At 61.1% G+C, this 14,272-nt stretch carries 12 protein-coding genes; 9 read left to right on the top strand and 3 right to left on the bottom strand.

Annotated elements, in window-relative coordinates; genetic code table 11:
• Positions 1-38 precede the first annotated feature (38 nt).
• From WDB86_RS08185 to WDB86_RS08160, 6 genes are all read left to right on the top strand, one after another.
• Positions 39-551, top strand: a complete 513-nt coding sequence (locus tag WDB86_RS08185) for a c-type cytochrome (RefSeq protein WP_406720245.1) — start codon at positions 39-41, stop codon at positions 549-551.
• Positions 552-810: 259 nt separating this feature from the next.
• Entirely contained in the window at positions 811-2,691 is a 1,881-nt protein-coding gene (locus WDB86_RS08180) for an extracellular solute-binding protein (RefSeq protein ID WP_406735657.1), read from the top strand.
• 39 nt (positions 2,692-2,730) lie between these two features.
• Positions 2,731-3,927, top strand: a complete 1,197-nt coding sequence (locus tag WDB86_RS08175; RefSeq protein ID WP_406735656.1) for a microcin C ABC transporter permease YejB — start codon at positions 2,731-2,733, stop codon at positions 3,925-3,927.
• Position 3,928: 1 nt separating this feature from the next.
• On the top strand, positions 3,929-5,035 hold the full coding sequence (locus WDB86_RS08170; protein ID WP_406735655.1) for an ABC transporter permease: 1,107 nt from the start codon (positions 3,929-3,931) through the stop codon (positions 5,033-5,035).
• The gene (locus tag WDB86_RS08165; protein ID WP_406735654.1) at positions 5,032-6,615 is read left to right on the top strand and encodes an ABC transporter ATP-binding protein; all 1,584 of its coding nucleotides are present in this window, start codon (positions 5,032-5,034) and stop codon (positions 6,613-6,615) included. Before WDB86_RS08170 ends, WDB86_RS08165 begins: the two co-directional genes overlap by 4 nt.
• Positions 6,612-7,835, top strand: coding sequence for a glycosyltransferase (locus WDB86_RS08160; RefSeq protein WP_339108972.1), 1,224 nt, complete (start codon positions 6,612-6,614; stop codon positions 7,833-7,835). Before WDB86_RS08165 ends, WDB86_RS08160 begins: the two co-directional genes overlap by 4 nt.
• Positions 7,836-7,984: 149 nt before the next feature.
• On the opposite strand, the gene hemN is transcribed toward WDB86_RS08160, so the two are convergent.
• Entirely contained in the window at positions 7,985-9,340 is a 1,356-nt protein-coding gene (gene hemN / locus WDB86_RS08155; RefSeq protein WP_339108973.1) for an oxygen-independent coproporphyrinogen III oxidase, read from the bottom strand.
• 55 nt (positions 9,341-9,395) lie between these two features.
• Here hemN and fnrL point away from each other — a divergent pair, with 55 nt between their 5' ends.
• Entirely contained in the window at positions 9,396-10,142 is a 747-nt protein-coding gene (fnrL, locus tag WDB86_RS08150; protein WP_406721634.1) for a transcriptional regulator FnrL, read from the top strand.
• The gene (locus WDB86_RS08145) at positions 10,123-11,058 is read left to right on the top strand and encodes a PhzF family phenazine biosynthesis protein (RefSeq protein ID WP_406735653.1); all 936 of its coding nucleotides are present in this window, start codon (positions 10,123-10,125) and stop codon (positions 11,056-11,058) included. The genes fnrL and WDB86_RS08145 overlap by 20 nt, the downstream gene beginning before the upstream one ends.
• Before the next feature lie 7 nt (positions 11,059-11,065).
• Here WDB86_RS08145 and WDB86_RS08140 read toward each other — a convergent pair whose 3' ends face one another.
• Both WDB86_RS08140 and WDB86_RS08135 read right to left on the bottom strand, forming a co-directional pair.
• Positions 11,066-11,605 carry a hypothetical protein gene (locus tag WDB86_RS08140; protein ID WP_339108976.1) on the bottom strand — a complete coding sequence of 180 codons (540 nt, stop codon included), beginning with the start codon at positions 11,603-11,605 and terminating at the stop codon, positions 11,066-11,068.
• A gap of 18 nt (positions 11,606-11,623) precedes the next feature.
• Positions 11,624-12,463 (bottom strand): universal stress protein, encoded by an 840-nt coding sequence (locus WDB86_RS08135; RefSeq protein ID WP_339108977.1) that lies wholly within the window; start codon positions 12,461-12,463, stop codon positions 11,624-11,626.
• Positions 12,464-12,675: 212 nt separating this feature from the next.
• On the opposite strand from WDB86_RS08135, the gene ccoN reads away from it, so the two are divergent.
• A complete protein-coding gene (gene ccoN, locus WDB86_RS08130) occupies positions 12,676-14,271 on the top strand; it encodes a cytochrome-c oxidase, cbb3-type subunit I (protein ID WP_406720249.1) in 1,596 nt (531 codons plus the stop codon).
• Position 14,272: the final 1 nt, after the last annotated feature.

Raw genomic sequence — 14,272 nt, 5'->3', positions numbered from 1 at the left:
GTCGCAATTACTGACGATGATCCATCCCGGGATGAGCCATGTTCACACTCTCTAACCTCTTCAAAGCGGCCCTCGGTCTGGTGGGCGCTGTGCTGTTTTTTCTTGTCGGAAGCTGGGCGGCGCAGGCGCTTTATACTGTGGGCGGCAATGATGCACAGACAGCGGGCATGACCGATGCGCCCGGTGGTCTGATTGGCGGCGACAGTGCGGCGGCACCGGCCGAGGATGTGGTCGAGGTCGTCATGGGCGAGGGGGATGCCGCCGCCGGTGCCAAGGTCTTCAATAAATGCAAGGCCTGCCACAAGGTTGACGGCACGAATGCTGTGGGGCCGCATCTGGATGGCGTGGTCGGGCGCCAGATCGCCAGTGTCGATGGCTTCGCCTATTCCGAGGCGCTGAAGGGGCATGGCGGCACATGGGATTACGAGGCGCTGGATGCATGGCTGACCAATCCCAAAGATTTCGCTCCGGGCAACAAGATGACCTTTGCCGGTCTGAAAAAGGCCAAAGACCGCGCCAATGTGGTCGCCTATATCGAAAGCCTGCAATAACCGCGGCCTTCACGCCAAGCAGAGACCGTTCCAAGAGCCGCCCTCGGGGGTGGCTCTTTTTGCATCACCGCTTCACAATCCTGCGCATCCTCATGAAAAATCGTGCCTTCACAGGTGTTTCACACAGAAGCAACTTGATAGGCGGCCTTTCGCAGTTTTACCTATACGGGGTCCAGCCTGTGTGAAAGGAACGGTAATGCATGACATGACAAAGGCGCCTGTAGAGGCGGTTCCGCAAGAGCGCGGAGCGCGGCGATATATGATGCCTTTTGCTATGATTGCCGTTTTGGGATGCACAAGCCCCCTGCTTGCCGGACCGGTGGCGGCGCAAGAGGTTGCGGGCGAGGTGGGGGCCGCGCAGGTCGGTGGTCAGACCGTGGTGAAAGCCTATGGGATCTCGACCCTGAATGATCTGAAATATCCCGCAGATTTCCAGCATCTCGACTATGTGAACCCCGAGGCTCCGAAAGGGGGGGAGATGTCGGAATGGACGGTCGGGGCCTTCGATAATTTCAACCCCTACTCGGTGCAGGGCCGCGCTGCGGCCTTGGCTTCGGTGCCGCAGGAAAGCATTCTGACCGGCACCTCCGATACGGTGGGGCAGAGCTATTGCCTGATGTGCACGACACTTGAATATCCCGTGTCCAAGGATTGGGTGATCTTCCATCTGCGCGAGGGCATTACTTTCTCGGACGGGACGCCGATGACGGCGCAGGATGTGCTGTTTTCCTTCGAGCAGCTGCGCGATTATGGTCTGTCGAGCTTCCGTCAGCTTGTGGCGCAGCAGGTGGCCTCTGCCGAGGTGCTGGATGACCATACGATCAAATATACCTTCACCAAGGATGCGCCGCGCCGCGATGTGATCCAGATGGTGGGGGGGCTGCCCGTCTTTGAGCAAAAGCAGTTCGAGCGCCTCAATCTGACGCTGGACAAGACCTTCCCCGAGGCGCTGGTCGGCACCGGCCCCTATATGTATGACAGCGATAAGAACAACCGCTCGATCACATGGAAGCGCAATCCCGATTACTGGGGCAAGGACCTGCCGATCAATCGCGGGCGGAACAATTTCGACAAGCTGCGCATCGAGTATTTCGGTGATTACAACGCCGCTTTCGAGGCGTTCAAGGTGGGGATCTATAGGTTCCGCAACGAGGCGTCGTCCAATAGCTGGGCGACAGGCTATACCTTTCCTGCTGTGAAAAGCGGGGCGGTGGTCAAGGCCGAACTGCCTGACGGGAATGTGGCCTCGGGGCAGGCTTTCGTATTGAACATGCGCCGCCCCATGTTTCAGGACCCGAAGGTGCGTGAGGCCGTTGGGTTGGCGTTCAACTTCGAATGGTCCAATAAGACGCTGTTTCACGGGCTTTACGAGCGGGTGAATTCGATCTGGGAGAATTCGCCGCTGGAGGCCACTGGCAAGCCCAGCCCCGAAGAGTTGAAAATCCTCGAGCCGCTGAAGGCCGATCTGCCCGAAGGGGTGCTGACGGAGGATGCGGTGATGGCCCCCGTATCGGGTGAACGTGCGCTGGATCGCAAGAACCTGCGTCAGGCGGCGAAGCTTCTGGAAGAGGCGGGCTGGACCGTGGGCAGCGACGGTTTGCGCCGCAAGGATGGCAAGGTGCTGCATATCGACATTCTCAATGACAGCCAGTCGATGGACCGTGTCATCAACCCCTATGTCGAGAACCTCAAACAGCTTGGTATCGAGGCGGTCAACGAGCGTGTCGATGACGCGCAATATCAAAGCCGCGAACGCAGCCATGATTTCGATATGGTGATCAGCCATTTCGGGCAGGATCTGCTACCGGGGTCCGATCTGCAGCAATATTTCGGGTCGCAATCCGTGGGGGATGTCTTCAACGCGATGGGTCTGGCCAATCCGGCGGTCGACAAGCTGATCACGCTGGTCGAGCAGGCCACGACGGAAGACGAGCTGACGACCCGTGTCCATGCGCTGGACCGTGTGCTGCGGGCGATCCGCTTCTGGGTGCCGCAATGGTACAAGAACACCTATACGGTCGCGTATTATGACATCTTCGATCACCCCCAGACCCTTCCGCCCTATTCGCTGGGCGAGATGGATTTCTGGTGGTATGACGCCGCAAAAGCAGAAAAACTGAAGGCCTCCGGCGCGCTGTAAGCGCGCAGGGGCTCGGGCAGAAAAGGGGCGAGGCCACTTATGGGCGCCTATATCCTGAAGCGGTTGCTTCTTGTGATACCGACACTTCTCGGCATCATGATCGTCAACTTCACCCTCACGCAATTTGTCCCCGGCGGTCCGATTGAGCAGATCCTTGCGCGGGTCGAGGGGGGCGGCGATTCCATGCGCAACCTGACCGGCGGCGGCGGCGATTCCGGACAGGCGCAGGGCGGCGATGATCAGGGCTATCAGGGCGCGCGGGGGATCTCGCCGCAGCAGCTCGCCCAGCTGGAAGTGCAGATGGGCTTTTCGCGGATCGTCTGCGAAGAGGGCTATCAGGGGGTGCCTTCTGTCACCGCTCCCGAATGCCGCACCGAAAAAATCGGTGCGGTCGAGCGGTTTTTCATCATGATGGGGCATTATCTGACCTTCGATTTCGGCAAGAGCTACTTCCACAACGAGACGGTCATGCAGCTGATTTCGGAGAAGATGCCGGTGTCGATCACGCTGGGGCTCTGGTCGACGCTGCTGGCCTATCTGATTTCGATCCCGCTGGGCATCCGCAAGGCGGTGCGCGATGGCACCTCCTTCGACACCTGGACCTCGGCGGTTATCGTGGTGGCCTATGCCATTCCGGGGTTCCTGTTTGCGGTGCTTCTGCTGGTGCTGTTTGTGTCGGGCAACTGCTTCCACATCCCCTTTATCCCCGAGAGCTGGAACCCGACCTGTTACAGGCTCTTCCCGCTGCGGGGCCTGACGTCGGATAATTTCGACACGCTGACCACCCTTGGCAAAGCCAAGGATTACCTCTGGCATATCGTGCTGCCGATCACGGCGATCACGATCTCCAGTTTCGCCACGCTGACCCTGCTGACGAAAAACTCCTTCCTTGACGAGATCAACAAGCAATATGTCGTCACCGCCCGCGCCAAGGGGCTGACCGAACATCGCGTCCTTTACGGCCATGTGTTCCGCAATGCGATGCTGATCGTGATCGCGGGCTTCCCCTCGACCTTTCTGGGCGTGTTCTTCGGGTCGTCGATCATCGTGGAAACCATCTTCTCGCTCGACGGCCTCGGTCTTCTGGGCTTTCAGGCGGCGGTCGAGCGGAACTATCCGGTGATCTTCGGCACGCTTTACGTCTTTGGCCTGATCTCGCTGGTGGTCGGCATCCTGTCGGATATGATGTATGTCTTTGTCGATCCACGGATCGATTTCGAGAAGAGGGGCGGCTGATATGGCACTTTCCCCGCTCAACCGGCGCCGCTGGCAGAATTTCAAAGCCAATCGCCGCGCCTTCTGGTCGCTGGTTATCTTTAGCGTGCTGTTTGTCGCCTCGCTGTTTGCCGAGGTGCTGGCCAATGACAAGCCCATCGTGGTGAACTATCGCGGGCATTTCTATTTTCCGGCCTACCGGTTCTACCCCGAGACCACATTCGGTGGGGATTTCCGCACCGAAGCCGTCTATCGCGAGCCGGAGGTGCAATGCCTGATTGTCACCGGCGGTAACGAGGCCTGCTGGGACGACCCCGAGACCTATATGAAAGAGGCGCGGGAGAAAGGCACGGTCGAGGGCGAAAAGGTCGAGACCGGCTGGATGATCTGGCCGTTGATCCATTATAATTACCGCACCATCAGCGATGTCGCGCCGGCCTTCTCGCCGCCCGACAGCACCCATTGGCTGGGCACCGACAACACTGCCCATGATGTGCTGGCGCGGGTGATCTACGGCTTCCGCACCTCGATCCTGTTCACCTTGATCGTCACCGGCGTCGGCTCGCTGATCGGGGTCGCGGCGGGGGCGGTGCAGGGCTATTTCGGCGGCAAGGTCGATATCGTCTTCCAGCGGCTTCTGGAGATCTGGGCCTCGACGCCCTCGCTCTATGTGATCATCATCCTTTTCGCCATTCTGGGGCGCAGTTTCTGGCTCTTGGTCTTTGTGTCGATCCTGTTTGGCTGGCCTGCCTTGGTGGGGGTCGTGCGCGCCGAATTCCTGCGCGCGCGCAATTTCGAATATGTCCGCGCCGCGCGGGCCTTGGGGGTGAGTGACGGCACGATCATGCGCCGCCATATCCTGCCCAATGCAATGGTGGCGACGCTGACCATGCTGCCCTTCGTGGTGACCGCCACGATCTCGATGCTGGCCTCGCTGGATTACCTTGGCTACGGGCTGCCGTCCTCGGCGCCCTCGCTGGGTGAGTTGGCGCAGCAGGGCAAGGAAAACCTGCAGGCTCCGTGGCTCGGGCTCTCGGCCTTCTTCACATTCGCGGCGATGCTGTCGCTGTTGATCTTCATCTTCGAGGGCGTGCGCGATGCCTTCGACCCGCGCAAGGTGTTCCAATGACCACGATCCTCGATGTCAAAGACCTGAAGATCAGTTTCGGGCGCGGGCCGGAGGTGGTGAAGGGCGTCAGCTTTACCGTGGGGCAGGGCGAGACCGTGGCGCTGGTGGGGGAATCCGGCTCGGGTAAGTCGATCACAGCGCTGTCTTCGGTGCAGCTTCTGGGGCCGAATGCGCATCTGTCGGGGTCTGTGCGCTATAAGGGCCAGGAGATGGTGGGTGCCCCCGAGCGCCTTCTGCGCAAGGTGCGCGGCAATGATATCAGCTTCATCTTCCAGGAGCCGATGACCTCGCTCAATCCCCTCCATACGCTGGAAAAGCAGCTGGGCGAAAGCTTGGCGCTGCATCAGGGTGTACGGGGCGCGCAGGCCAAGGCACGGATTGTCGAGCTGCTGGATAAGGTCGGCATCCCCGACCCCGAAAGCCGTCTGGCCGATTATCCGCATCAGCTCTCGGGCGGGCAGCGCCAGCGGGTGATGATCGCGATGGCACTGGCCAATGGGCCGGATTTGCTGATTGCCGACGAGCCGACCACCGCGCTGGATGTGACGATCGAGGCGCAGATCCTTGACCTGCTGGCCGATCTGAAGCGCGATATGGGCATGAGCCTGCTGTTCATCAGCCACGACCTTGGCGTGGTGCGCCGTATCGCGGACCGTGTCTGTGTCATGCAGAATGGAGAGATCGTCGAGCAGGGGCCGGCCGAGGAAATCTTTGCCAATCCGCAGCACCCCTATACCCGCAAGCTGCTGGCCGCCGAACCTAAAGGTCTTGCCGATCCGGTGCCCGAGGATGCGCCGGAACTGGTGCGTACCGAGGATCTCAAGATCTGGTTTCCCGTGAAACGCGGGCTTTTGCGCAAAGTGACCGGCCATGTAAAGGCCGTCAATGGCGCGTCTTTGTCGGTGCGGGCGGGGGAGACGCTGGGCATTGTGGGCGAAAGCGGGTCCGGCAAGACCACGCTGGCGCTGGCCATCATGCGGCTGATCGAAAGCGACGGGCCGATCATCTATGCGGGCGAGAATATCGCCCAGTGGGAGGGCAAGCGCCTGCGCGCGCTGCGCCGCGATATGCAGATTGTGTTCCAGGACCCGTTCGGCTCGCTCAGCCCGCGGATGACGGTCGAACAGATCATCGCCGAAGGGCTGACCGTGCATGGGCTCGAGCCCGGGCGCAACCGCACCGAAATGGTGGCGGAGATCATGGCAGAGGTCGGCCTGCCGCCCGAGGCGATGCATCGCTACCCGCATGAATTCTCGGGCGGGCAGCGGCAGCGCATCGCCATTGCCCGCGCCATGATCCTGCGCCCCAAAGTGGTGGTTCTGGACGAGCCGACCTCGGCGCTGGATATGACGGTGCAGGTGCAGATCGTCGATCTTCTGCGCAACCTGCAACGCAAACACGGGCTGGCCTATCTGTTTATCAGCCATGACCTGCGGGTGGTGCGGGCGCTGAGCCATAAGGTTCTGGTGATGAAGCGCGGCGAGGTGGTCGAGCAGGGCGCGGCGGGCGATGTCTTTGCCAACCCCAAAACCGGTTATACCCGCAACCTGATGGCGGCAGCTTTGGGGGAGGCGGTGTGAAGGTCCTCTTCGCGCACCAGAACTTTCCCGGCCAGTTTCCGCATCTGGCTCCGGCGCTTCAGGCGCGCGGCCATGATGTTCTGGCCCTGACGGCCGAGAAAAACACCCGCCCTTCACCGGTCAGGGTGGTGAAATACCGCCAGCCCGACGAGGTAACCCTGTCGTCGAACCTTACGCGGATGTATGCGCAGGTTTCCGAGCGCGGGATGAAGGCGGCCCGTGCCGCGCGGCAATTACGCAGCGAGCATGGCTATGTGCCGGATGTGATTTTCGGCCATCCCGGTTGGGGCGAGACGCTGTATCTGCGCGAGGTCTGGCCGGAAGCGCGACTTCTGATCTATGGCGAACTGATGTACCGGACATCGGGGCTTGATACCGATTTCGATCCCGAATTCGCACGTGACATGTTCGAGAGCCGTATCTCGACCGTGGCGCGCTCGGCACATCTGATCCAGACCATGGTGCAGGCCGATGCGGCCCTGTGCCCCACACGGTTTCAGGCCGAGACCTTCCAGCCCGAATTCCGGCACAAGATCACCATCTGTCATGACGGGGTCGATACCGACAGGCTGTGCCCCAACCCCGATGCGGTCTTCGAGATTGCGCAAAAGGGGCTGCGTTTCCGTCCCGGAGACGAGGTGCTGACCTTCGTCAACCGCTCCTTGGAGCCCTATCGCGGCTATCACAGCTTCATGCGGGCGCTGCCCGACGTGCTGGCGGCGCGTCCGGAGGCCCATGTGTTGATCGTGGGCGAGGAGGGGCAGAGTTACGGCGGCCCCCCGAAAGACGGGATCAGCTGGAAAGAGCGTTATCTCAACGAGGTCCGCGACAGGCTGGATCTCTCGCGGGTGCATTTTCTGGGGCGTATCCCCTATGACCGCTATATCGCGATGCTGCAGGTCAGCCGTGCCCATGCCTATCTGACCTATCCCTTTGTGCTGAGCTGGTCGCTGATGGAAAGCATGAGTGCGGGGTGCCATGTCGTGGCCTCCGATACCGCCCCCGTGCGCGAGATGATCGCGGATGGGGAGACCGGAGAGCTGGTCGGCTTTTTCGATATTCAGGGGTGGTCGGACCGGCTGATCGCGGCTCTGGCCGCCCCCGAGCGTTTTATCCCGATGCGGCTTGCCGCGCGTGCCCATATGGTCGCGCAATATGATCTGCGCCGCCAGTGTCTGCCCAGACTTGTCGAGTTTGTCGAAACCGCAGGGCGTGCCTGAGGCGGTTCCAGTGTGTTGCCGCCTTGTGGGGGAGCGGGGGCAGGCGCGCCCTTGTCCTGCGGGGGGAGCGAAACGGAGCAGGGCATCGAGCCCCGCTCCGTTTCGGTCGGGGGCACTGCCCCCTCCGGCTTTGCCCCCTAACGCTGGTTTCAGATGGCCGAGCTGTGGCCCGCCTTCGAGAGATCGTAGGCATCGAAATACCGCGCGATCAAACGGGTCAGGGGGCGGCCTTTCTCGGGGATCACAAGGCCGAAGCTTGTCATCTCGACGCAGTCCTCGAATTCGGCCGCACAATGGCTGAACATCTGTGTCAGATGGGCGAGCGTCACATCATGATGGCGGAGAAGGTCATCCGTGCGGACCTCGAAATCGCACATCAGGGCTTCGATAATACGTGCGCGCAGGTGATCCTCGCGGCTGAGGATATGGCCGCGCGCCGTCGAGAAGCTGCCATCGCGGATCGCGCCCACATGCTTGCCCGTGGCCGAGGCGTTTTGCGCATAGCCCTGCGGGAAGCGGGAGATCGCGCTGGCCCCGAGGCCGACCAGAACATTGGCCTGATCGTCGGTATAGCCCTGGAAATTGCGCCGTAGCTGGCCTGCCTTCTGCGCCACGGCCAGACCGTCATCGGGCAGCGCGAAATGGTCGATGCCGATTGTGTCATAGCCATCCGCGCGGAACAGCATCGCCGCGCGGTCGAACAGGTCGAGCCGCTCTTCCGGTGTGGGCAATTCGTCGGAGGGCAGCATGTTCTGGCGACGGGCCATCCACGGCACATGGGCGTAGCCGTAAAGCGCGACACGATCGGGGGCCAGCGACAGCAGTTTCTGCACCGAAGACGAAATCCGCTGCGGCGTCTGCCGTGGCAGGCCGAACAGGATGTCGGCATTGAGGCTGGAGATGCCTCGTGCCCGGATCATCTCGACCGCGCGGGCCGTCACCTCGAAACTCTGGTCGCGCCCGATGATCTTCTGGATCTCGGGATCGAAATCCTGCACCCCGATCGAGGCACGGTTCATGCCCGACTGCGCCAGCGCATCCAGACGTGCGGCATCGATCTCGTTCGGGTCGATCTCGACCGAGAATTCGGCCCCTTCGGCCAGAGGCACCGCGTTGAAGGTGGCCTCGGCCAGACGGCGCATCATATCGGCGGGCATCAGCGTCGGCGTGCCGCCCCCCCAATGCAGCCGCGACAAAGTGACGCCGGGGGCGAGCCGCTGTTTGAGCATTTTCAACTCGCGCAGCAGGACTTCGGAATAGGCCTGCACTGGCTCGGCGCTTTGCGTGCCCTGCGTTCTGCAGGCGCAGAACCAGCAGAGCCGCCGACAGAAAGGCACATGCATATAAAGCGAGATAGAGCTTCCCGCAGGGATGGCTTCGATCCAGGAGGAGAAGGCCTCCGGTCCCACATCCGCACTGAAATGCGGGGCCGTCGGATAGCTGGTATAGCGGGGGACGCGTGCGTCAAACAATCCCAGACGGGCGAGTTGCGATTTGTGTTCCATGCAGATATGTTTAGAAGATCAACGCGCAGCAGAAATTGACTCATATCAAATGTCCATTACGAAAGATGATGTGCCCTCGCTCACGCTTCAGTGTGGGGACTGCACCATCCGCCACAGGGCGGTCTGTGCTCGCTGTAGCGCGGAGGAAATCGACGAGCTTGAGGCGATCAAGTTCTACCGCACCTACGAGGCGGGCCAGACCATTGTCTGGGCCGGTGATGAAATGGAATTCGTGGCCTCTGTGGTGACGGGAATCGCCACGATCACGCAGGCGATGGAAGACGGGCGCACGCAGATGGTGGGGCTTTTGCTGCCCTCGGATTTTGTCGGGCGTCCGGGGCGGTCCAACGCCGCTTACAACGTGACGGCCACCACCGATGTGCTGATGTGCTGCTTCCGGCGCAAGCCTTTCGAGGCGATGATCGAGCGCACCCCGCATCTGGCGCAGCGCCTGTTGCAGATGACGCTGGACGAGCTGGATGCCGCGCGTGAATGGATGCTGCTTCTGGGGCGCAAGACCGCCCGCGAGAAGATCGCCTCGCTGCTGTCGATCATCGCGCGGCGCAATGCGTCCTTGCAGATGAAAAACCCCTCGGAAAGCATGACATTCGATCTGCCGCTGACCCGCGAGGCGATGGCCGATTATCTGGGCCTGACGCTTGAAACGGTGTCGCGCCAGATTTCGGCGCTCAAGCGGGACGGGATCATTTCGCTGGAAGGCAAGCGCCATGTGACCGTGCCCGATATGGATGCGTTGCAGCTTGAGGCGGGAGATGATGCGGATGGCGGGATCTTCAACTAGAGCGTTTGTCACGCTTGATGTCTTTACAACGACGCCCTTCGCGGGAAATCCGCTTGCCCTTCTGCCCGATGCGACGGGGTTGAGCGATGCGCAGATGCAGACCATCGCGCGCGAGTTCAACCTCTCCGAGACGATCTTCGTCTTTCCGCCCGCCGATCCGGCCCACCGTGCCCGCGTCCGGATCTTCTATCCGCAGGGCGAAATGTCCTTTGCCGGTCATCCCACCATTGGCTGCGCGATCTTTCTGGCGCTTGAGGATCTTGCTCCGGATACGGACGGGGCCGATTTCGACCGTGTGCTGGTGCTGGAAGAGGAAGCGGGGCTTGTGCCGGTGCGTGTCTGGCGTGAGGCCGGAGAGATCCGTGCCGAATTTCAGGCACCTGTCCTGCCCGAATGCCTGCCCGACGACCTGCCGCAGAGCGCAGCGCCGGATCGTTGTGCCGCCGCGCTTGGGCTAGGCCCTGCGGATCTGGATGACGCGCCTCTGGCGGTGATTGCCGGCGGGCCGCGTTTTGCATTTATCGGTCTGCGCGATACAGAGGCGCTGGCGCGGGCGTGGCCGGTGCAGCCCGCCTTCGACCTTTTGCAGACAGAGCTGGCGGCGGCGGGGGTGTATCTTTATGCGCCCACAGGGGCGTATCGCTGGCAGGGGCGGATGTTCGACCCGATGGGCGGTATTCCCGAAGACCCCGCGACAGGGTCTGCCACCGCACTTTTCGCCGCGCAGCTTCTGGCACGAGGGGCTCTGCGGGATGGCGAGACCTGCTTTGCCTTGCAGCAGGGTGTCGAGATGGGGCGCATCTCGGATCTTGGACTGCGCGTGATCTGTCGGGGCGGGCGCTTGGCCTCGGTCCATGTGTCCGGCGCGGCGGTCGAGATCAGCCGCGGCAGGCTCAGGCCCCCCCCTCGGTCCTGATCCCCGATCAGATCGGGCAGCGCGTATAGCGTAGCGGGGCAGGGGCCGCGCCATCGCCGGTTTCGGTGCGGATCACGGTCTGGCCCTTGTCCTTCAATTCCAGCATTTCGTGATAGGACCATGACTGGCCCTCGCCGGTAAAGTCGAACAGGCCCGCAAGCTTGGTTGCGGATTGTTCCTGCGGTTCGGTCAGAACACCGCGCGATTCGTAAAAGGTCAGGGTATCGGCGCTGACCGTCATCAGCCCTTTGGCATCGCCCTTCGTCGAGGTGCAGTCGTTCAGGCTCATGCCCCAGCGGCCCTGAAACCCTGCGGGGATCGGTCCGGCTGCGGCCACGTTCCCCGCATCCGGCTTGGCGCTGCCCGGCGGCATGCAGGCCGCAAGCGCGAGGGTTCCTATCAGGGGCAGGGCGAGCAGTCGCATCAGTCTCTCCAGTCTCCAATGGCCGGTTTTTCGGGTGACAGCCGCAGGATTGGGGTGTGGCGGCACGACTGTCCAGCACAGTGTGGAACGGGCGGCATAAAGCCGCCCGTTCGTGAGTGCCATCAGAGATTTCTTGCCGGTTTAATGCGACATCAGCACCGGAACGGCAGCCATTTCCAGCATGTGACGGGTTGCCCCGCCAAGAATCGCCTCGCGGAAGCGCGAATGGCCATAGGCCCCCATCACGATCATATCGGCGCTCGTGTCGCTGACATGGCGATTGATCACATCGGAGATGCGCGGCATGGTTTTGGGCAGCACCGTCACTTCGGCGGCCACACCGTGGCGCACAAGCATCTGGCAAAGCGCACTGCCGGGATCGGCGCGTTCGGGCCCATGTGCGGGCGGCGCGACAAGGGTGATATCCACCTTCTCCGCAGCTTTCAGCAGCGGCAGGGCGTCGCGCACCGCATTGAGCGATTCGTCGGACTGATTCCATGCAACCACCACATGGCGGCCACTCAGGCGACCGTTGAAATCGTCGGGGACGATCAGCACCGGCACATTGCCCTCGAACAGGGCGGCCTCGATGGTGGCCTCGATTTCCTGTCCACGATCTTCGCCATAGGGGCGTCCCATCACGACCAGATCGGCAAACCGCGCACGGATCGCCACAGCCGGAGAGATCGAACCAAGCTGGACGACCATGGTTTCGGTGGCCCAGCGGATGTCTTCGGCTTTCAGCCGCGCCAGCACGCCTTCCTCGATCTTGCGGGCTTCGTCTTGCGCCTGTTCGATGATTTCCTTCTGAACATAGGCAGTTGCGCCTGCATAATAGTAGCCCGTCTGCGAAACATCGACGCCGAGGCAGAGCACATCAAGATGCGCCTGCTCCTGACGGGCCATCACAACGGCCGCGTCCAACTGGGCTTTCGCCGCGCCCAGATCGGTAACAATAGTCAGAATAGATTTATAGGACATGGCTTTGCCTCGTCATTTCAGTTCGGAAAATATCATATGCCTGCTTCTAATTCACCACTTTGACAAGGATCAATTCATGGATTGAAGACCTACTTTTTGCCCTCTCGAAGAGTTGATGCAGATCAATGCATAGTGAAGGCGTCCCCCGCAAAAGGGACTGAAGTCGTGCCCCTTTCATTTGAGCAGGGGAGAATAAGACGAAGGGACGCAATATGTGGGATTATCTCAAGCTAGCTATGCTGGGGCTCGTCGCGGTGCTTGCCGCGATTGCTGCCAGCTATGGCCGCGATCTCGCCTATACCGTGAATGCGATCGAAGTATTTGTGGCGGCTGTGATTGCACTGATCTGGGTGATGCGGGGAATGGAAAAATCCAAACCCGTCTCGCAAACGGAATATTTTGACAGTGTCATTCGCTATGGCGTGGTGGCAACGGTTCTATGGGGTATCGTCGGCTTTCTGGTCGCCGTGTTCATCGCTTTCCAGCTGGCCTTTCCGGCGCTGAATTTCGAATGGGCGCAGGGCTATCTGAATTTCGGCAAGCTTCGTCCCCTACACACCTCTGCGGTGATCTTCGCCTTTGGCGGGAACGCGCTGATCGCGTCGTCCTTCTATGTGGTGCAGCGCACCTCGGCGGCGCGGCTGTTTGGCGGCAGCCTCGGCTGGTTCGTGTTCTGGGGCTATAACCTGTTCATCGTTCTGGCGGCGTCTGGCTATATCCTCGGGGCCACCCAGTCGAAAGAATATGCCGAGCCGGAATGGTATGTCGATCTGTGGCTGACCGTCGTGTGGGTGGCCTATCTGATCACCTTCCTCGGCACGATCCTCAAACGCCGCGAGCCGCATATCTATGTGGCCAACTGGTTCTACCTTTCGTTCATCGTGACCGTGGCGATGCTGCATATCGTCAACAACCTCGCTCTGCCGGTCTCGATCTTCGGGTCGAAATCCGTGCAGCTCTTCTCGGGCGTGCAGGATGCGATGACGCAGTGGTGGTATGGCCATAACGCGGTGGGCTTCTTCCTGACGGCAGGCTTCCTCGGGATGATGTACTATTTCGTGCCCAAACAGGCCGAGCGTCCCGTCTATTCCTACAAGCTGTCGATCATCCACTTCTGGGCGCTGATCTTCCTCTATATCTGGGCTGGTCCCCACCACCTGCATTACACCGCGCTGCCCGACTGGGCCTCGACGCTGGGGATGGTGTTCTCGATCATGCTGTGGATGCCCAGCTGGGGCGGGATGATCAACGGTCTGATGACGCTCTCGGGCGCGTGGGACAAACTGCGCACCGATCCGGTGATCCGTATGATGGTGGTGTCCATCGGCTTCTACGGCATGTCCACCTTTGAAGGTCCGATGATGTCGATCAAGGCCGTCAACTCGCTGTCGCACTATACGGACTGGACCATCGGTCACGTGCATTCCGGCGCGCTTGGCTGGAACGGGATGATCACCTTCGGGATGCTCTACTTCCTTGTTCCGAAACTGTGGAAACGCGAGCGTCTCTATTCGCTCAAGGCCGTCAGCTGGCATTTCTGGCTCGCGACGATCGGGATCGTGCTCTACGCCGCCTCCATGTGGGTGACCGGTATCATGGAAGGTCTGATGTGGCGTCAGGTGGATGCGCAGGGCTTCCTGGTGAACTCGTTCGCTGACACCGTTTCCGCCAAATTCCCGATGTATGTCGTGCGGGCTCTTGGGGGTGTGATGTATCTGACCGGTTCGCTGATCATGGCCTGGAACCTTTGGGCGACGGTTGCCAAGCAGCCCAAGGCCGTGGCCGCGGCACCTGTTGCGGCAGAGTAAG

It is taken from the genome of Thioclava sp. GXIMD4215 (genome assembly GCF_045291555.1).
In the GTDB taxonomy this organism is placed as follows: Bacteria; Pseudomonadota; Alphaproteobacteria; order Rhodobacterales; family Rhodobacteraceae; genus Thioclava; species Thioclava litoralis.
This window is presented reverse-complemented; position numbering and strand designations above follow the sequence as displayed.